Annotated in this window: 17 protein-coding genes; 3 read left to right on the forward strand and 14 right to left on the reverse strand. The window is 28.5% G+C overall.

Annotated features, from left to right (window positions below; genetic code table 11):
• The 3 genes from B5E58_RS13520 to B5E58_RS11855 all read left to right on the forward strand — a co-directional run.
• A partial coding sequence (locus B5E58_RS13520; RefSeq protein ID WP_158097751.1) for a hypothetical protein occupies nucleotides 1–338 on the forward strand: 338 nt, incomplete at its 5' end.
• Between the two features lie 89 nt (nucleotides 339–427).
• A complete protein-coding gene (locus B5E58_RS11850) occupies nucleotides 428–1621 on the forward strand; it encodes a dicarboxylate/amino acid:cation symporter (protein ID WP_088109869.1) in 1194 nt (397 codons plus the stop codon).
• A gap of 210 nt (nucleotides 1622–1831) precedes the next feature.
• On the forward strand, nucleotides 1832–2248 hold the full coding sequence (locus tag B5E58_RS11855) for a hypothetical protein (RefSeq protein ID WP_088109870.1): 417 nt from the start codon (nucleotides 1832–1834) through the stop codon (nucleotides 2246–2248).
• A 283-nt stretch (nucleotides 2249–2531) separates the two neighbouring features.
• Here the strand turns inward: B5E58_RS11855 and B5E58_RS11860 are convergent, their stop codons facing one another.
• The 14 genes from B5E58_RS11860 to yunB form a co-directional block, all read right to left on the reverse strand.
• The gene (locus B5E58_RS11860) at nucleotides 2532–3938 is read right to left on the reverse strand and encodes a D-alanyl-D-alanine carboxypeptidase family protein (protein ID WP_158097752.1); all 1407 of its coding nucleotides are present in this window, start codon (nucleotides 3936–3938) and stop codon (nucleotides 2532–2534) included.
• Between the two features lie 2 nt (nucleotides 3939–3940).
• Nucleotides 3941–4822, reverse strand: coding sequence for a putative ABC transporter permease (locus tag B5E58_RS11865; protein WP_158097753.1), 882 nt, complete (start codon nucleotides 4820–4822; stop codon nucleotides 3941–3943).
• An 81-nt stretch (nucleotides 4823–4903) separates the two neighbouring features.
• Nucleotides 4904–6190, reverse strand: a complete 1287-nt coding sequence (locus B5E58_RS11870; protein ID WP_088109873.1) for a methionine gamma-lyase family protein — start codon at nucleotides 6188–6190, stop codon at nucleotides 4904–4906.
• A 19-nt stretch (nucleotides 6191–6209) separates the two neighbouring features.
• Nucleotides 6210–7148, reverse strand: a complete 939-nt coding sequence (miaA, locus tag B5E58_RS11875) for a tRNA (adenosine(37)-N6)-dimethylallyltransferase MiaA (protein ID WP_088109874.1) — start codon at nucleotides 7146–7148, stop codon at nucleotides 6210–6212.
• Nucleotides 7149–7160: 12 nt separating this feature from the next.
• The gene (gene mutL / locus B5E58_RS11880) at nucleotides 7161–9095 is read right to left on the reverse strand and encodes a DNA mismatch repair endonuclease MutL (RefSeq protein WP_088109875.1); all 1935 of its coding nucleotides are present in this window, start codon (nucleotides 9093–9095) and stop codon (nucleotides 7161–7163) included.
• A 23-nt stretch (nucleotides 9096–9118) separates the two neighbouring features.
• Nucleotides 9119–11740 carry a DNA mismatch repair protein MutS gene (gene mutS, locus B5E58_RS11885; protein ID WP_088109876.1) on the reverse strand — a complete coding sequence of 874 codons (2622 nt, stop codon included), beginning with the start codon at nucleotides 11738–11740 and terminating at the stop codon, nucleotides 9119–9121.
• A 99-nt stretch (nucleotides 11741–11839) separates the two neighbouring features.
• Nucleotides 11840–12238, reverse strand: coding sequence for a YlbF family regulator (locus B5E58_RS11890; protein WP_088109877.1), 399 nt, complete (start codon nucleotides 12236–12238; stop codon nucleotides 11840–11842).
• 5 nt (nucleotides 12239–12243) lie between these two features.
• On the reverse strand, nucleotides 12244–13659 hold the full coding sequence (gene miaB, locus B5E58_RS11895; protein ID WP_088109878.1) for a tRNA (N6-isopentenyl adenosine(37)-C2)-methylthiotransferase MiaB: 1416 nt from the start codon (nucleotides 13657–13659) through the stop codon (nucleotides 12244–12246).
• Between the two features lie 395 nt (nucleotides 13660–14054).
• Nucleotides 14055–17192 (reverse strand): efflux RND transporter permease subunit, encoded by a 3138-nt coding sequence (locus tag B5E58_RS11900; protein ID WP_088109879.1) that lies wholly within the window; start codon nucleotides 17190–17192, stop codon nucleotides 14055–14057.
• A 3-nt stretch (nucleotides 17193–17195) separates the two neighbouring features.
• Nucleotides 17196–18491, reverse strand: coding sequence for an efflux RND transporter periplasmic adaptor subunit (locus tag B5E58_RS11905; RefSeq protein WP_088109880.1), 1296 nt, complete (start codon nucleotides 18489–18491; stop codon nucleotides 17196–17198).
• 88 nt (nucleotides 18492–18579) lie between these two features.
• On the reverse strand, nucleotides 18580–19002 hold the full coding sequence (locus B5E58_RS11910) for a MarR family winged helix-turn-helix transcriptional regulator (RefSeq protein ID WP_088109881.1): 423 nt from the start codon (nucleotides 19000–19002) through the stop codon (nucleotides 18580–18582).
• Between the two features lie 153 nt (nucleotides 19003–19155).
• A complete protein-coding gene (locus B5E58_RS11915; protein WP_088109882.1) occupies nucleotides 19156–20253 on the reverse strand; it encodes an iron-containing alcohol dehydrogenase family protein in 1098 nt (365 codons plus the stop codon).
• Nucleotides 20254–20266: 13 nt separating this feature from the next.
• The gene (locus tag B5E58_RS11920; RefSeq protein WP_088109883.1) at nucleotides 20267–20494 is read right to left on the reverse strand and encodes a hypothetical protein; all 228 of its coding nucleotides are present in this window, start codon (nucleotides 20492–20494) and stop codon (nucleotides 20267–20269) included.
• A 10-nt stretch (nucleotides 20495–20504) separates the two neighbouring features.
• A complete protein-coding gene (yunB, locus tag B5E58_RS11925; protein ID WP_088109884.1) occupies nucleotides 20505–21146 on the reverse strand; it encodes a sporulation protein YunB in 642 nt (213 codons plus the stop codon).
• Nucleotides 21147–21307 lie beyond the last annotated feature (161 nt).

Genomic DNA, 21307 nt, shown 5'->3' on the forward strand with positions numbered 1-21307 from the left:
GTATTCATGAATACAATAGCAATATATATATAGTAATAAATACACCTGTATTATTATATGAAACTAATGACACAGTTACAGCAAAAAATCAGAGACTGGCGTTTACAAAAGAACTTATGAATAAATATAAAGAAGGTGAAAATATTATTATATGTCCTTCATATTTAGCTCTTAATCCAAGAACAGATTATAAACTTCTTGAACAGGAGCTTAATGAAGATAATCAAAATACAACTCTTATTGTAACTGATACAACACATCCTAATATTTTTGGATATGAGAATATGGCTAATATGACATATACATATATAAGGTATATAGAAACCATTCTTAAATAAATAAAATACAGACTTTTTATTATTTTATAAGTCTGATTTTAATAAATTGTTTTTTATTAAAAATTTAAATTAAAAAAGGGAGGGATTTTATGAAAAACAATTTTAAGATGAGTTTGCCTATAAAACTTCTTATAGGTGTTATTATAGGAATTATAGCAGGAATTATAGCAAATGAATCTTTTATGAATGTTATAGTAACTGTAAAATACATTCTTGGTCAATTTATTAATTTCTGTGTACCACTTATAATAATAGGTTTTATAGCACCATCTATAACCAAATTAGGTAACAATGCATCTAGAATGCTTGGAATAGCACTTTTACTTGCATATATATCTTCAATATCAGCTGCTTTTATATCTACTGCTGCCGGATACGCAATTATACCGAATTTATCTATTATTACAGAAACAGATGGACTTAAAGATCTTCCAGAAGTTATATTTCAGTTAGATATACCACAAATTATGTCTGTAATGAGTGCTCTTGTATTTTCGATTATAGCAGGTCTTGCTGCTGTATGGTCAAAAGCTAAATTCTTTACAAACCTTCTTGACGATTTTCAAAGAATGATACTTATTGTTGTAAAAAAAATAGTTATACCTGTTTTGCCATTTTTTATAGCTGTTACATTCTGTTCATTAAGCTATGAAGGTTCAATAACAAAACAACTTCCTACATTTATAATAATAGTTATAATAGTTATGATTGGTCATTATATATGGCTTGCTGTTCTTTATGGTTTAGCAGGATTGTATTCAGGAAAAAATCCTTTAAATGTATTAAAACATTATGGTCCGGCGTATATAACAGCTGTTGGAACAATGAGTTCTGCAGCAACATTAGCTGTTGCTCTTGATTGTGCTAAAAAGTCAGATGTTTTAAGAGATGATATGGTATACTTTGGCATACCTCTTTTTGCAAATATACATCTTTGTGGTTCTGTACTTACAGAAGTATTCTTTGTAATGACTGTAAATCAGATATTATATGGAACACTTCCACCAATAAATTCAATGATTTTATTCTGTTTACTTCTTGGGGTATTTGCAATAGGTGCTCCTGGTGTTCCTGGAGGTACAGTAATGGCTTCATTAGGTCTTATTACAGATGTTCTTCTTTTTGATGGAACAGGTACAGCACTTATGCTTACAATATTTGCTTTACAGGATAGTTTTGGTACAGCTTGCAATGTAACAGGAGATGGTGCATTAACTCTTATGCTTACAGGCTATGCTGAAAAACATAATATAGAAGAACAAAAAATAAATTTCAATTTATAAAAATAAAAAAGACAGGTTGTGTTAAAAACCTGTCTTTTTTATTTATTTTAAATCATCTACTATTACTTAAAGAGTTTAATAATATAAATATATATACTGATATTTGAAAGATTTTACAGATATATTTTTATTTAAAATAAATTAATTTGATTGAAAGAAAAGGGGAATAACAGTATAATTAACATATAATTATATAAAAGGAGTGATACTATGGGATTATTTGATGATTTAAGTGATAAATTACAAGATGTTGCTAAGAAATCGGGTGAATTTGCTCAGACTGCTGCTAAAAAATCAGGAGAGCTTATTGAAATAACAAAACTTAATATTAAAATAAAAGAAAATGAATCTGATATAAGAAAACAATTTTTAGAGATTGGAAAAATTATAAATGATAGATATGAAAATGCTGATGAAATTCCTGAAGAATTTAAAGATTTTATAGATGTAATTAAAATTAAAAAAGAAACTATTTCAGAATTAAAAAATAAAATAAATGAAATTAAAACATCTGAAAATATTGATTTAGATACAGAAGAATTTTCTGTTAACGAAAAACAAATTAATAATGTTGAAATCATTAATGAAACTGAAATAGAGATAATTGATAAGGAAATAAATCAGTAAATTTTAAAACTAAAATCAAAAAAATTTAAAAACCTAGAACAAAATCTAGGTTTTAATTTTTTATAAATATAATTTACATAATATATTTATGGTAAATACAAATCGAAAATATTTACGAACATATAGGAAGGAGAGTGAAAATAGACTTATTTATTTATTCGTAAAACAAAACTTTTACGAATAAATAGATGATTTTCTAATTATAAAAATTTTTTATTCTTTTCTTTTATCAAATAAAAAAACTGACATCAAATAAAAAAGATGTCAGTTTTTTTATTTTCAATTAAAATCTTCTATTTCTTGGCATTCTATATTTATAAGAAGTTCTTCTTTTTTTATTTCCAAGATTTCTTATTATTAAAATTATTATTATAATAACAATAATTATAACAATAAATATTATTAATCCTTTAAGTGTAAATATATTACTAAAAAGATTTTTAAAGAAATATTTTATTGAACTTATTATTGTCGATTTTTGTACCTCTGTAGAAGCATAAAGTTTGGATTCTTTTATTGTCTCTCCATTAAGTTTATATGATACTGTACCAACTTCGCTATCTTTTTCAATTGGAGCTTTTAATTGTACTATTTCTGATCCATCTTTATTCTTAGCAATAAATTCATCATTATATTTTATCTCCTTTTCTATATTAGCGATATCGCTATTTAGCATATACTGAGATACATCTTCTTTTACAATAACATCAAGTGTATCACCGTTCAATCTATTATTGTTTATAAGACTTACTGTTTCAACAACATCGCCCTTTTTTTGGAATGTATTTATCGAAAAATTATTAAATCCATAATCAAAGAGATTTTTTGCATCAATCCATCTATTAGGATCTTCTGAATTCATAATAACAGCAATAAGTTCTGTACCATCTTTTTCTGCTGTAGCTGCAACACAATCACCAGCTTGATCAGTAAATCCCGTTTTTAAACCTGTTGCATACTCATAATGATATTCACTATCAGCTATTAATAAATTATGACTCTTCCAATTATATTCTTGTGTTATAAGATTTGTATTTTCTTCAAGAGTATTTCCAGCACCATCACCTGAAAATGATTTTTCACCAGCAATTTTTTTAATAGTATCATTTTTAAGGGCTTCAGCTGTAATAAGAGACATGTCATAAGCTGTTGTATAGTGATTATCATCATGATAACCATGAGCATTTGCAAAGTGTGAATTTTTACATCCAAGTTCCTCTGCTTTTTTATTCATAAGATCTGTAAATATTTTTTCACATTCTTCGTATGAAAGATCATTATTATTTTCAACTTTTTTAGCAACAGCTGCTGCTAAAACATTTGCACTATCATTTCCAGAAGGTATCATAAGTCCTCTTATAAGGTTTTCAACTGAAAGAGTCTCTCCTTTTTTATGTCCAGCCTTACTTGAATCAAGAGTAACCTCATTAATTTCATTTCCAACAGTAACAAGTGCATCATAATCAAAATAATCAAGAGTAACAAGTGCTGTAAGAATTTTGGTCATACTAGCAGGATACATTCTTTCATTAGAATTTTTTTCGTAAATTATAGTACCTGTTTCAGGTTCAATAAGTATAGCAGCCTGTGCATTTACAACAGGGTCACTAGGTTTTGCAAATGCAACTGTACTTATAGCAGTTGTTATTGTAAATGTAACAACAATCAACTTTTTAAACCAGTTTTTCATTATCATCTTCTCCTTTTGCTTATTTCTTTTAAATATTCTTTTATTTCTGCCATATCATCAGAAAATTTTGTTGACTTTATATTAGGGAAAGCTTTAAAAAGTCTCTTTTCAATACGGTTAACTTTCTTAAAATACTCTGCTTTCTTTTCGAGGCTACTTTTAAGTTCATTAATTGTGTTTTCGAGATTTTCTCGTTTCTCATTATAAAGCTCATGTTTCTCATTATAATATTTTTCAATCTCTTTCTCAAGACTAATTTTAAGCTCATTTAAATATTCTGAATTTTTAAAACCATTTAATTTAAATCTTTCATAAAAATCTTGTCTGGAGCTAAATAAAACAAGTTCTTCAATTTTTTCATGGAATTCTTTTCTTGTTCTACTAATAACCTCAAGCTTAGAATTAATAGAAAGTATATTAAATACTGTAATTGCAATATCACCTATAAAATACCCTATAATAGCAGTACCAATAAATTCTCCTGCTAATCTAGGGATTTTATTTATAAAATTAAATAATACAGGCTGAAGAACATACAACATAAAAGCAGATAAAAATCCCCAACAAATAGAAATACTAAGACAAATTCTGCCATTGAGATTAAATTTTTTATCACTATAATCCCACCACTTAGCATTAAAAATTTTTTCCATAATAGCTGAAGTAACATACTCTATTATAGTAGCAAATATACCACCAAAAACAATAACTAATATAATATTACTTTTAATAGGTGTAAGAAATAAATAAACAGTTAATGCTCCGGTACCATAAATAGGACAAAAGGGTCCATTCATAAATCCTCTATTTACAAATTCTTTAGATTGTGTTGATACAAGAATAGTTTCCATAAGCCAACCGATGAAACTATAAATTATAAACATAAAAAATATATGAAAAAAATCAGTATTTCCTATATTAATTTGCCACATAAAGCCTCACCCTTTTATTATCATATAAAAACATTAAAGTTTTAAAAGCCCTTTTTCATACATAGTTTGTAATCCTGTAATAACTCCTATCTTTGCATGATGCCATGAAAGTCCACCTTGCATAAATACATTATAAGGAGGTTTTATTGGTGCATCTGCACTTAATTCGATTGAGGAACCTTGAACAAAAGCTCCTGCCGCCATTATTACCTGACAATCATACCCTGGCACATCCCAAGGTTCAGGAGTAACATAACTATCAACAGGTGCTCCTTTCTGTATTCCTTGACAGAATGCTATTACATTCTTCGCTGTATCAAGCTGTATACACTGAACTATATCAGCACGCTGTTCTTTTGATAAAGGCATAACATTATATCCTAAATCTTCAAATATTTTTGAAGCAAATATTGCACCTTTAAGACTTCCATTAACAACCTGTGGAGCCATAAATAACCCCTGTATAAGAGATGTTGTTATACCTAATGTAGCACCAACCTCTTTTCCAAGTCCTGGAGAAGTAAGTCTATATGATGCATTTTCTACAAACTCCTCCTTTCCTACAATATATCCACCTATTGCAGCAAGTCCACCGCCAGGATTTTTTATAAGAGAACCAACAGCCAAATCAGCTCCAACATCTGTAGGCTCTATTGTTTGAACAAACTCACCATAACAGTTATCTACCATACATATAACATCTTTTTTAATACTCTTTATAAAAGATATAAGCTCTTTAATCTGTTCAACTGTTAAAGACGGCCTCCATTCATACCCCTTTGAACGTTGTATTGTTACAAGTTTTGTTTTTTTATTTATAGCCTTCTCTATACCTTCATAGTCAAAACTATAATCTTCTTTTAAATCAACCTGTCTATATGTTATACCATATTCACTTAAAGAGCCTTTCTCTTTTCTTATACCTATTACGCCTTGTAATGTATCATATGGTACACCAACAGGAGAAAGTATTTCATCTCCTGGTCTTAAATTTCCTGCAAGAGCAACTGTAAGAGCATGGGTACCAGAAATTATCTGAGGTCTAACAAGAGCATCTTCTGTATGAAATACATCTGCATATATTTTTTCAAGTGTATCTCTTCCCAAGTCATTATAACCATATCCTGTTGTGGCTGCAAAATGCACATCACTCAACTTGTTCTTTTGCATTGCATTTAATACTTTTAATTGATTATATTCTGTTATTCTATCAATTTCAGCAAATTTCTCTTTGACAAGCTCTTCTTTTTCAAGACAAAAATCTAAAACTTTTTTGTCTATACCAAAATTATTAATTATAAAATTTTCTAAATCTTGCATTTTTAATTACTCCTAAATATTAAATTATATTAAGATTTTTTATATAATCTACTATCATATCTAAAACTTCTTTTTCACTTTTCTCACTCAAATCAACCCATAAACCTTCTGTTTGTCGTTTAAACCATGTTATTTGACGTTTAGCAAAATGTCTAGTCGCTTTTTTAAGTTCCGTTATAGCATTTTCAAGAGAAATTTCACCTTTTACATATGGTATAATTTCTTTATATCCTATTCCTTGCATAGAAACAAGATTTTCAGAATATCCCATATCTAAAAGTTTTTTGACTTCCTCTATAAGACCATTTTCAACCATTATATCAATTCTTTTTTCTATACGAGCATACAATTTTTGTCTATCCATATTAAGTATTATAAAAGCTGTATTATATGGAGAAGTTTTCTTTTTCTCCTCCTCATTATGTTTTGATATAGGTGTTTTCGTAAGTTCAAAAAATTCTATTGCACGAGCAACCCTTTTTACATTGTTATAATGTATAACTTTTGCAGATACAGGATCTATTTCTTTAAGGCGCTTATGTAAAGCCTCTGCTCCTTGTTCCTCTGCAAATTTATATAACTTATTTCTAAGCTCATAATTATTATTAGTTTTCATAAAATTATTATCGTTAACTAATGCATTAATATAAAAACCTGTACCGCCACATAATATAGGTACTTTGTTTTTTTTATATATTTCTTTTATATATTCTTTAGCTTTTTTCTGAAAGACCATAACATTAAATTCTTCATCAGGATATAACTCATCTATCATATAATGCTTTATACCTTCCATTTCATCTAATGTAGCCTTTGCAGTGCCTATATCCATATATTTATAAACTTGCATAGAATCACCTGATATTATTTCTGCATCAATTAACTTTGCAAGCTTTATTGAAAGACTTGTCTTTCCACAAGCAGTAGGGCCTGCTATAACAATCAACGGTTTTTTCATATTACCAATCCTTTAATTTTGTATACGTTTAAAAAGTTTTTCCAGTTCATATTTTGTAATCTCTATAATTGTAGGTCTACCATGAGGACAATTGAAAGGATTTTCTAGTTTAAGAAGTTCTGAAATCATTTTATGAGTTTCTTGAAAACTCAATTTATCATTAGCCTTAACAGCGGCTTTACAAGCTGCTGTTGCAATATCATGTATTTTTGTATCATATACACTCTCTTTATTTTTATCAGAAATAATATCTAATATTTCATAAAAATAATTAGAATTCTGTGGAGTGTTAAATATATAAGGTACAGCCTTTATAGCAGCTGCATTTTTATCTACTATTTCAATCTCAAAACCAAAATTTAAAAGCCATTCTTTATTCTCTTTCAAAATTGTTTTCTCTTTTTCAGATATATTAATAATTTCAGGAGATAATAATTTTTGAGATACAATATTTTGGTTTTTAAAGTTATTCATGTATTTCTCAAACAATATTCTTTCATGAGCGGCATGTTGGTCAATATAAAATATACTTCCATTTTGTTCTACTATCCAATAAGTATTAAAAATTTGACCTACAATTTTATAGTTATTGAAGAAGGGCTCTCTTTCTTCTTTTATATTTTTAACAGAATAACAATCTGATTTATTATCATTAAGATTTTTTGAAATATATTCTTCTTTATCCTCTTTAACTTTTAAGCTATTATTCTGTTTTTGATCATTTAAAAGTTGATCAATTTTCGAAAAAGTTTTATCTTTTAAGATTGGAGATTTGTTAAAGAATATATCTTCTTCATTACTAACCTTTTTAGTTTCTATACTATTTTTATTGTTCTGAAAATTTAAATTAGAATTATTGAATATTGAAGGTTGTATATATTCCTCTTTTATATTATCCACATTACAAGAACGAGTTCTACTCTCTTTTTCTTCAATGATAGATACTTCTGGTATAAGAATATTATTATTAAGTATATCTAATACAGAGTTGTATACAAATTCATATATTTTATCTTCGTCATCAAATCTTACCTCCAATTTTGTTGGATGAACATTAACATCAACACTTGACGGTGGAATATTTAAATTTAGGACATAAATAGGAAATTTTCCTGTAAGAAGCCTTGTTTTATAAGCATCTTCAACAGCATTTGAAATAATATTGCTTTTTATATACCTACCATTTATAAAAAGATTTTGATAATTTCTGTTAGATCTCGAAAGTTCTGGCTTGCCTATTAGACCATTAAGAGAATACTCATAAATTTTACAATTAATATCAAGCATTTTTTTGAAATTATCTTTGCCGTATATGCTAAATACAACTGTTTTAAGATCACTATTTCCAGAAGTATAAAGTATAGTTGTACCATTATTTATATATTTTATAGAAACTTCTGGGTGACCTAAAGCTATTTTATTTATAATATCTGAAATATAACCACTTTCAATATTAGGCTTTTTCAAAAACTTTCTTCTTGCTGGAACATTATAAAATAGATTATTCACAGAAATAGATGTACCTTCAACTGAACCCCATTCCTGAAAATCAATTATTTCTCCACCATTTATATTTATCTTGGTGCCTTCTTCCTCAGAATGAGTTTTTGTAATCATTTCAATTTGAGATACTGCTGCTATACTAGCTAAAGCTTCACCTCTAAACCCTAGTGAAAATATATTATCTAAATCTTCTATGTCATTTATTTTACTTGTAGCATGACTTAAAAAAGCTATTTTTATATCATTTCGTTCAATACCTTTGCCATTGTCACTTACACGTATAAATGTCGTACCACCATTTTTAATCTCAATAGTAATAGCACTTGCACCAGCATCAATAGAATTTTCAACTAATTCTTTTACGACAGAACTGGGTCGTTCGACAACTTCTCCTGCTGCTATTTTATTTATTGTATTTGTATCAAGAAGCTTGATTTTGCTCATTAAATTAAATCACCTCACCTCTTTTATATTTCTCTAGATTTTTTTTGAAGTTCAAAAAGTATCTGTAAAGCCTCAATAGGAGATATTGCCATTATATCAAGTTTGTTAATTTCGTCAATAAGTTGATTTTCTTTAATATTAAACATATCAAGTTGAGTTGATGTTTCTTCCATATTTTTTTTAGATTCATCAGCAATTTTTTGGGCTTTTTTTGTTATATCAGCTGCATTAAGTTGTTTTAATATTTCTTTAGAACGTTTTATAACTATATTAGGCAATCCAGCAAGTTTTGCAACCTGTATACCATAGCTATGATCAGCTCCTCCTCTTTTTATCTTTCTTAAGAATATTATATCATCACCGTTTTCTTTAACCGATATACAATAATTTTTAACACCAGAAATTTTGCCTTCCAACTCTGTAAGTTCATGATAATGAGTTGCAAAAAGTGTTTTTGCTCCTATTTTTTTAGTATCAGTTATATATTCAAGAACAGACCAAGCAATGCTTAAACCATCAAAAGTGCTTGTTCCTCTACCAATTTCATCAAGTATAAGAAGGCTATTTTTTGTAGCATTATTAAGTATATTTGCTACTTCTGTCATCTCAACCATAAATGTACTTTGACCTGAAGCAAGGTCATCAGAAGCACCTACACGAGTAAATATTCTATCACAAACACCTATATGAGCATATTTTGCTGGAACAAAACTTCCAACTTGTGCCATAAGGACAATAAGTGCTACTTGGCGCATATATGTTGATTTACCAGCCATATTAGGACCTGTTATTATTGAAAGTCTATTTTCTTCATCATCAAGATATGTATCATTAGGTACAAATTGAGAATATGATAGTTTTTCAACAACAGGATGTCTACCTTCTTTTATGTCTATTATGCCATCATTTATTATTATAGGTTTTTCATAATCATTTATTTGAGCAACTTCTCCTAAAGATTGTAAGGCATCAACAACAGATATAATATAAGCGCAGTATTGTATTCTTTCAACTTCATCAGCAATTGCATTTCTTATTTCTGTAAATATGTCGTATTCTAAGTCTACAATTTTACTTTCTGCACCTAATATAATTTCCTCAAGCTCATTGAGCTCTGGAGTTATATATCTTTCACAGTTAGCTAAAGTTTGTTTTCTGATGTATCTTTCAGGTACATCAGAAAGATTTGATTTTGTTACTTCTATATAATATCCAAAAACCTTATTATATTTTACTTTAAGATTTTTGATACCAGTTTTTTCTCTCTCATCATTTTCAAGGTTTTCAAGCCATATTTTGCCTTTACTTTTAGCCTGTAATAAAACATCAAGCTCACTATTATATCCCTCTTTAATCATTCCTCCTTCTCTAACCGTAAAAGGAGGATCATCTACTATTGATTGGTCTATTAAAGAGTATATATTTTCTAAAGAATCAAGTTTTTCATATAATTCAGAAATATAAGGACTCTTACATTTTTTTAATATATCTTTTAATAGAGGAAGATTTTCTATTGATGTTTTAAGTCCAACAAGATCACGACAATTTGCATTTTGATATATAATTTTACTCATTATCCTTTCAAAATCTCGTATTGTGCCTAAAACTTCCTTTATTTCTTCTCTTATAAAGAAATCTGTTTTAAGTTCTTCAACTGAATCAAGTCTTTTATTTATATTATTAGTGTTAATAAGAGGCTGCTCAACCCATTTTCTCAAAAGTCTTGCACCCATGGCTGTTTTTGTTTTATCAAGAACCCAAAGTAAAGAACCTTTTCTTGATTTTTCACGCATTGTCTCTGTAAGCTCAAGATTTCTTCTTGATGAGACATCAAGAATCATAAAATCACTATAAATATAATTTTTAATTGATGATATATGATGAAGGTCATTTTTTTGTGTATCATAGAGGTACTGCATAAGAGCACCAGAAGCTTTCACAGAATATATTTTATCATTAATTCCAAAACCTTCAAGATTTAATGTATTAAAATGTTCACAAAGTATTTTAAAAGCATTATTTTTTTCGAATGTCCAATCTTCACATACATTTATGTTTTTATCAAAACGCTCCTTAAAATCTTTAACTCCACCAAATTCTTTAAAATACTCATTACAAATTATTTCTGCAGGATTAAATTTTGCTGTTTCATCAAAGATTTTATTATATGCGTTTACACTTGTAAATTCTGTTGTCTGAAATTCACCTGTTGTAACATCACATATAGATATACCAAATCCTGATTTATCTCCATATATACACATTATATAGTTGTTTTTAGTTTCATCTAAAATAGAATTATCAATAACCGTTCCTGGAGTAATAATTCTTATTACATCACGTTTTACAATTCCTGTTGCTTTTTTAGGATCTTCAATTTGTTCACATATTGCAACTTTATATCCTTTTTCGACAAGTTTTGCAATATATCCATCAGCTGAATGGAATGGAACACCACACATAGGAGCTCTCTCTTCTTGACCGCAATCTCTTCCTGTTAGTGTTAAGTCAAGTTCTTTAGAAGCTATTATTGCATCATCAAAAAACATTTCGTAAAAATCACCAAGTCTAAAGAAAAGCAGGCAATATTTATATTTATTTTTAATTTCAAAATATTGTTCCATCATAGGAGTAAGTTTCGCCATTTTTATCTCCTTTACTATTTTGCTATATAATACCACTACCCCAAAACTATTAAAAATTTTGGGGTAGTAAACAATAAAATTATCTATTATTTAAAAATATTAGTGACAACCACTGCAACCACTACAGCAACCTGAATCACAACCTCCACTACATTGATCTTCACCAGACATTGTTGACTGTATAATTGAGAATACAGAGTTAATAAATGTATTATATTCATTTTCAGCATTAAATAAGTTTATAGCTGATTCATTTTTTTGAATAAGCTGGCTTTTTTCTGTAAGAAGTTTTTTTGTTTCTTCTTCTTCTTCCATACTTAAATGACCTGAAGCCATTTTCATTTGCATTTCTTGCTGAATTTCTGTATATTCTGCTAAAAGTTTTACAGCCTCTTCATCAGAGTCAAAAGCTTTTTTAGCTTCCATAAGTTTTTCAACTTCTTTTGTTTTTAATAATTCATTTCCTAATTCTCTTGCTAAATCATATACTCTTGTCATGTTACCTAAATCCTTTCTCCTATTAAATAGAATGTTTTATTGTCAATTATTTTGACTTTTATAATTTGACCTATAAGGTCTTTTGAACCTTCAAAATGAATAAGACTATTATTATCTCCTCGTCCTGTCATTATTTTTTCATCATGTTTACTTACTTCTTCAACTAATACATCAATAACTTTGCCTACTTGAGAATTATTAACTTCATGTATTATAGGATTTAATATATGAAGCATTCTATCAAATCTATCTTTTACAATATCTTCTGGAATTTGATCTTCCATAGTTGCTGCTGGAGTTCCTGTTCTTTTTGAATATATAAAAGTAAAAGCTGTACTATATTTTACTTTCTTTATTATGTCCAAAGTTTCCTGAAAATCTTCTTCAGTTTCACCAGGAAAGCCAACTATTATATCTGTACTGAGCATTATATCAGGAATTTCAGCTTTTATTTTATCAACAAGTTCAAGATATTTTTCTTTTGTATATCTTCTATTCATTTTTTCAAGAATTTTTGAGCTTCCAGACTGTACAGGAAGATGAAGATATTTACATACTTTATCACAATCTCTCATAGCATCTATAAGCTCGTCTGAGAGGTCTTTAGGATGAGATGTCATAAATCTTATTCTTTCAAGACCGTCTATTTCATTAATTTTTCTTAAAAGCTCTGCAAAAGATACAGGATTTTCAAGAGTTTTGCCATAAGAATTTACATTTTGGCCAAGAAGCATAACTTCTTTAACACCATCAGACACAAGCTCTTTTATTTCTTTTAATATATCATCAACTTCTCGACTTCTTTCCCTGCCTCTTACATAAGGTACAATACAGTAAGTACAGAAATTATTACAACCATACATAATATTTACACTTGATTTGTATTTATGTTCACGTACAGTTGGAAGATCTTCTACAATTTCACCATGTTCTTTCCATATATCACAAACCTCAGAACCACTTTCAATTCTTGATACAAGAAGTTCTGGAAGTTTATACAAATTAAATGTTCCAAAAATAATATCAACAAAATTATAAGTTTTATGGATTTTTTCTATAACAGTATCTTGTTGAGTCATACAACCACATATAGCAACAATAAGTTCAGGCTCTTTTCTTTTTCTATTCTTAAGCCAACCTAATTTGCCATAAACTTTTTCTTCAGCATTAGCTCTTATACAACATGTATTATATATAACAAAATCTGCATTATCTTCATTGTCAGCTTCTTCATATCCCATTTCTAAAAGCATACCTTTTAACTTTTCAGAATCGTGTGCATTCATCTGACAACCCATAGTTACACAATACATTTTTCGTGAATGACTATGTTTTTCTTTGTATTCTGCATTCCATTTCTTAACTGTTTCTATATATTTATTTTGTATCTCCAGTAAAGATGGTTCAATTATTTTACACATTTAGATTTCCTTTCTATTATAATAAATTACTTCGCATAACAGTATATCATAGAAATTGGATTACTTCAATCGCGAAAAAATAAGTATATAGAAAATCTAAAAAAATTTCTTTATAAAACTCCTTGATAAATCAAGGATATATATAGAATACTAAACAAGTGTTCTTATAAATTTTATAAACCGCGAAGCGGTAGTCAATTAAATTGACTACCGCTTATTAAATTAACATATTTATTTATAATACAAAATAAATTTTTAATTTTAAAAAATTTCGCCGCCATTTTTAATTTTAAAAAATTTTCAAATTCTTAAGAACAAATTTTCTCATAAAAAACATAAATAAAAAAGTCCTCTGCCATAAAGACAGAAGACTTTTTAAAACAAAATAAAATAAATTAAACTGATTGTTCAACAATATCGTCTATTGTATCATGTTTCTTTTTATGTTTTTTGTCCTGTTTATCTTTAAAATGTTTATATCTAAATACATCAATTATTGAATATATTGTAGGTATAAATATAAGAGTTACTATTGTTGAAATTGTAAGACCAAATATAACAGTAATAGCAAGTGGTTGTTGCATTTCCATACCCTCTCCTGTTCCAATAGCCATAGGAACAAGACCAAGTATTGTTGTAAGTGTTGTCATAAGTATAGGTCTCAAACGATTAGGTCCAGCCTCAATAAGAGCCTCATTTACACTACATTTCTTTTTATCTAAAATCTGATTTGTATAATCTACAAGAACAATGGCATTATTAACAACCATACCTGCAAGCATAATAAATCCCATAAATGCAGTTATTGTAAGAGTTTTTCCTGTAATAAAAAGTCCTAAAATACCACCTGTAATAGCAAGAGGTATAGAGAAAAGTACTATAAAAGGATGTATAAGCGACTCAAACTGTGAAGCCATTATCATATATACAAGAAGAACAGCTATAATAAATACAAGCACAAGACTTGAATACGATTCTGTCATAGAATCAAGTGTACCAGAAAATGCGTATGAATAACCTTCTGGAAAATTGTAACTATCAAGAGCACTTTTTAAATCTGCTTGCACTTCATTTAAAGCTCTACCTTCAACATCAGCTGAAACAGAAACATACTGATGTTGATTCTCCCTTGTAATAGAAACAGCACTATCTTTTATATTTACATCAGCTATTTCTGTAAGAGGTAATACTGCACCAGTAGGTGCTGTTATTTTTATATTTTTAAGATCATTAAGATATTTTATACTATCTTTATCTTGACGTATTTTTATATCTATTTCCGAACCATCAACCTTATATTTTGTAGCAACACTTCCTGTAACAGCTGTACTAACTGAATTTGCTATCTGAGCTGAAGTTATTCCATAAAGTGTTGCTTTAGCTCTATTTATAACTACATTGGCTTCTGGAACAGAATCTTCAGCAGAACTTGTTATATCTTTAATACCATCAATTTCTTCCATAATACCTGTTATATCATTGCTTAAAGATCTTAATATATCAGTATCATCACCTCTAAGCTGAATAGATACAGGACTTCCACCAAAAGAACCCATAGCGGAATTTGAACTTGAAACAGTAATTTCAGCGCCTGCAATACTATTCAATCTTTCCTTTATGTCCTCAACAATTTCATCTGTTGAACGCTCTCTATCACTTACAGGAACCATATTTACAGTTATACTTGCACTATCTGTACTTGATGATGTTATTCCACCACCTACCGTAACATATGATGATTCCTTTTCAGGTATATCTTCTATTCTTCCAAGAACATCGTATACAACTTTCTCTGTCTCTTCTATAAGAGTTCCCTTTGGAAGCTCAACTGTTATATTAGCCACACCTTGATCCATATCTGGCATAAAGTCAACACCTATAATAGGAACAAGAGAAAGTGTACCTATAAAAGCTACAAGGAATATAGCAACAATTCTTTTCTTTCTTACAAGGACATAAGATAAAAGTTTTCTATACCCATCATCAAGTTTATCTATACCTTTTCCCCAAATATCGAGAATTTTTGTTATAATATTTCCTTTTTTCTTATATGATTTTATTTCAGTATATCTTAAAAGCTTTGAACAAGCCATAGGAACAAACGTAAGAGAGACAACAAGAGAAGCCGCTAATGAGAATGTTATAGTAAGAGACAAATCTCTAAACAACTGACCTATTGTTCCTTTAACAAACATAAGAGGTAAAAATACAGCAACTGTTGTAAGTGTTGAAGCTGTTATTGCCATTCCAACTTCAGAAGCACCTATCTGTGCTGCTCGCTTTCCTACCATACCATTTTTCCAATACTTAAATATATTCTCAAGTACAACAACGGAATTGTCTACAAGCATACCAATACCAATTGCAAGACCACCCATTGAAATCATATTCATACTCATACCACAAAGATACATAAGACCAAATGTAGCAATTATAGAAGTAGGTATTGATATACCTATTATGAGAGATGTCTTAGGGTCTCTTAAGAATACAAAAAGCACTATTATGGCCATTATAGCAGCCTGAAAAGCTGTTGATACTATATTATCTATTGATGTTGTTATATAACTTGCAGTATCACTTAACATTAAAATTTCTATATCAGAATAATCATTCGTAATTTTATCAAGTTCAGTATTTACCTTTTCAGAAATATCAACTACATTAGCTGTTGATTGTTTCTGTATCATAAGCATAATACCTGGTTTTCCATTTATAAGAGCAAATGAACTCATATCTTTTTCAACTTCATTAACCTCAGCAAAATCACTTACATGAACAACAGCACCAGTAGATGTTTTTATAGGTAAATTTCTTATTTCTTCGACAGATTTAAACTCTCCAACAGTTCTTATTTGCATACTTGTTGTACCTTGTTCGATACTTCCTGTTGGATAATTAAGATTTTCTGCTGATAAAACTTGTGCAAGACTACTTTCTGTAACACCATATCCTTGCATTTTTTCAGGTTTAACTTTTATCTCAATTTCGTTTTCAATACCACCAACAAGAGATACAGAAGCAACACCCTCTATTCTCTCAATACGATTAACTATATTTTCATCCACAAGAGAATTAAGCTCTATAAGATCATATTTATTAGATGATACACCAACCATTATTGATGACATCATCTCCATATCCATTTTTATAACCGTAGGATCATTGGCATCCTCAGGTAAAGATCCTTTTATAAGGTCAATTTTCTCTCTCATATCAATCGATGCCATATCTATATCCGTTCCATCTTCAAATTGAACTATTATCATAGAAGAATTAGCTGATGAAGTTGATGAAATAGTTTTTACATTGCTTACTGTTCCTAAAGCACCCTCTAAAGGCTCTGTAATAAGATTTTCTATCTCAGAAGGACCTGCTCCTACATAAGTTGTACTCACAACAGCAACAGGTATATCCATAGCAGGCATAAGATCAAGTTTTAACGCTGAAAGACCAACAGATCCTCCAAGAAGAACCATAAGTGTAATCATTATTGTTGTTATAGGTCTTTTAATTGAAATTCTAGAAAACATTTATCATTCCCCCTTATCTGAAGGAATAATTTCTACACTTGTTCCATCTGTAAGATATGTCTGGCCTTTTATAACAATATTCATACCTTCTTCAATTCCACTGAGTATTTCAATTTCCTGTCCATTATCAATTCCTGTTTTAACATTTACTTTTTTAGCTTTATCATTTTCAACAATATATACATATGTTTCTTCATCTTTTGTCATAACTGCATCTCTAGCAACTATAAAAGAATTTTCACTCTTTTCATTTATAAAAGAAACTTCTCCAAACATTCCTGCTTTAAGTTGACCATCATCATTAGGAATTTCAACTTCTATTGTATATGTACTCGTGGCATTTGTAGCAGGACTTACTGTTTTAACTGTTCCTTCAAATTTTTTATCCGGAAGTGCTGTTATATTAAGATTTACTTTATCACCAATATTTATTGAATTTATAATATGCTCTGAAACATTAACTGTTACATTAGCTGTACTCATATCAATAATAGTAAATGGAGCCATCGACTGACTTGCAACAGTTCCAGCAACAACATTACACTGTGATACAATACCACTTATAGGGCTTATAACTTTTGCATCATTAAGTGTTTTCTGAGCAGATGTTATCTGCGCTTCTATTGAAGCTTTTGAAGATACAGCAACATTATAAGCATCTTGAGCTTTTCTTAAGTTTTCCTCTGGCATTTGAACGGCAACTATATTATAACTTTCCTTTGCTTGATTATACTGCAATTCTGCATTTTGATATGCCAATTCTATTTTATCAAAATCAGCTTTTGATATTATCCCAGCATCATAAAGAACTTTATTATTTTCATATGTTGTCTTACTATTATTATAAGCAAGTTCAGCCGCATCAAGACTTGATTTAGCTGTTTGAATTTGAGATTGCATAGCTGCTCCATTAACGGTATCAAGAGTTGTTTGAGCAGCTGCTATCTGTGCTTCAACAGAAACTAAAGATGCTTTTAAAACATTTATATTATTCTGTATGTCAGTTGTGTCCATTTCAAAGAGAATATCACCTTTCCTAACAGTATCCCCAATATCATAGTTTACCTTTGCAACTTTTCCCTGAACTGTACTTACAACTGAAACTGTCTCTTTTGGAGCGACAGTACCAGAATATTTATATATATCCTCTATTTCTCCCCTTTCTGCTGTATAAATTTCAACAGATATCCCTTTTTGTTCTGTTTCTGTCTTGGAAGTTTCATTTTCTTTTGAACCACATCCTGTATAAGAAAAAGCCAAAACAGCAATCAGAAAAGCTGTTATCACCTTTTTTTTCATAATAAATCCTCCTGCTTTAATGTCTCTGGTACTATATTTATATCAGGAATAAAAACTTTATTAAAGTTTTTAATACCTTCATATAAACTTATTTTTTTTCATCATTAAGTGTATTAAAAAATTCACAAAATAATGAATACATCATTTTTTCCTTTTCTCTCATTTCTTTAATACCTTTTTCAGTAACTTCAATAAAAACTTTTCTTCCATCATACTCAACACCTGATTTTTTAACTATATAGCCTTCTTTTTCAAGTTTTTTTATAGTAATAGAAAGGCTGCTTTTACTTATTCCGAAAATATTTTCCATTTGACTTATAGTATTCATTTTTGCATAAAATATAGCTGAGATAATACGAAACTGATGTAATGTAAGACCTTCATTGTTCTTACCATTAATATTAAAATAGTTTTCAAAATGTGTTGTATGCCATACGGCCATATTAACACTAAAATTAAAAAGTTTTATATACATATCCTTTGCGTCTACAATAAAAAATCCTCCTTTCATTAAAAATAGTTTTATAATAAAATTTAATTTGATTTTATAATAAAACTATTTTAGTGTCAATATATACACTTTCTATAAATTGTATACTACATTAATATGATATGTTTTTAAAATTTAAAAGTTTATAAAAAAGTACGTTAAAAACGTACTTTTTTATAAAAGACTTTTTGAATATATATTTAATATATCATTAAAAGACAAATTTCTAGGAAATGTTTTTAATTTAGCTTTATTGCCAAACGATCTTCCAGAATACGCTTTTATATCATCATAAGTAAATTTTTCTTTAATATCAAGAACTTCATTGTGAAAATCGCCTAATTCATAAAGATTATTAAATCCAAGTATATTGCAAATATTATCAACTTTTTTATTTTCTCCAAAAAGTTCAAGATAGGCTTTCATAAGAATACCATTAGCCATACCATGAGGTATTCCCTTGTCATATGTAAGCTGATAACCTAAAAAATGAGGAATTGATGTTCCAGACTGAGATATTAATATTCCAGCTATTGTAGAAGCAATAAGAAGTTTCTCTCTTATTTCAAAAGGATACTGTCTATTTATAAGATATGGTATACAATCTTTAAAAACATTTAATCCGACTTCTGCAATCTTTTCGCTTAGAAAATTCGAGTTTGTAGACATATAACTTTCTATAAGATGAGATAAAGCGTCAATAGCTGTATTATTTGTTATTCCTACAGGAAGATTTTCCATATATTTTGCATCAAGAAAAGCATATTTTGCAAATATCTTTTGAGCTATACTTGACTTTGTTTTTTCATTATGCAAAGTAACAATTGAAAAAGGAGTTGTCTCTGAGCCGGTTCCTGCTGTTGTAGGTACTTCAATAACAGGTAAATGTTTTTTCTGTTCTCCAAAAAGTATATCTTTAGGTTCTCCTTCATTATTTAATATAAGACATGATATAGCTTTTGCAGAGTCCATTGGAGAACCTCCACCAATACCAATAACAAAATCAACTTTTTCGGAAATTCCTTTTTTGGCAGCAGCAAAAATTGTTTCAATATCAGGATTTTCTTCTATTTTGTCAAAAATAACATATTCAATACCTTCTTTTTCAAGGGCAGTTTTCACATCATTTTCAGAACCATTTAATTTTGCAGAATGTTTTCCTGTTATAATATAGGCTTTTTTACCCATATCTTTAAACACACTGCTATTATCAACAATACAGTTTTTACCAAATATTATTTTTGTTGGCATAAAATAAGTAAAATTCTTCATTTTTATCCTCCCTCTATTTAGTCATGTAATCTATCATGCTACTTATTCTGTCTCTACTTATTTTTTCTTTTATAGCCTCTTTTATAAAATTTTCTTTAGTTTTGCCATAGTCTTTTAAATATTTCTCAACTTCATCCATAACTTTACTGTCTAATGTAATTGTTATTTTATTAGCATTAGGCTTTTTAGATATTTTTCTTTTTGTTGTAGTTGTTTTTGTTGTTTTCAAAGTTTTAGGCATCTTTACCTCCTTAATAATTATCACTATAAAATTGTATATAGTTCCCTGGAACTTCTCCTTCTGTAACTATATCAACAAGCATTAATTTTCTCTGAAACAAAATCTCTTTTTTTTGCAATGGATTTATTATTTTAACTCTTGTACTTATATCAATCCATATTTTAAAATTAGTCTGATTTATACCAACAGAATTAAACTCTGTATTGTAGTCAACCATAGCTTCACTTATAGGTATTACACTAAATCCTATATCTGGGCCTATATTTGAAATAATATCAATACCAAACATAGAACCAACCGGAACTTTTATCATATTCTCTGTCTGTAAAGATAATTTATCGTTTATATTATTACTAAGTTCTGAACAAAAAAGATTTATAAGTATTGTATCTGCTGATATTGATAAGTTTCCAAAATCATTTGACTTTTTATAAAAATTATCTGCTGAAACATTTAATTCATTTATAGTTTTATTTATAGCATTATTTATTGAATTATTAGCAAATTCTTTAGCCTCTATCTCAGCACTTTCTATTATTGTGCTCATAAACATACTATCATTATCAAAAGCAGAAAACACAGTAAAAATAAAAGAAATAATTAAAAAAAGAAGTATAAATCTGGATATATTGTATTTTTGTCTTTTTAACATAACACACCATAATAAATAATTTAATATTATTTTATGATGTATATATATTATTGCTTTACTTTTTTAATAAAAAACTTCCATTAAAAAAAGACCTTTTGATGGTGCTGTAAAACCAGAAATTTCTCTGTTTTTATTTTTAAATATATTTTCAATATCATCAA

Origin of the sequence: Tyzzerella sp. An114 (genome assembly GCF_002161055.1) — a bacterium.
Classification (GTDB): domain Bacteria; phylum Bacillota; class Clostridia; order Lachnospirales; family Anaerotignaceae; genus Fimicola; species Fimicola cottocaccae.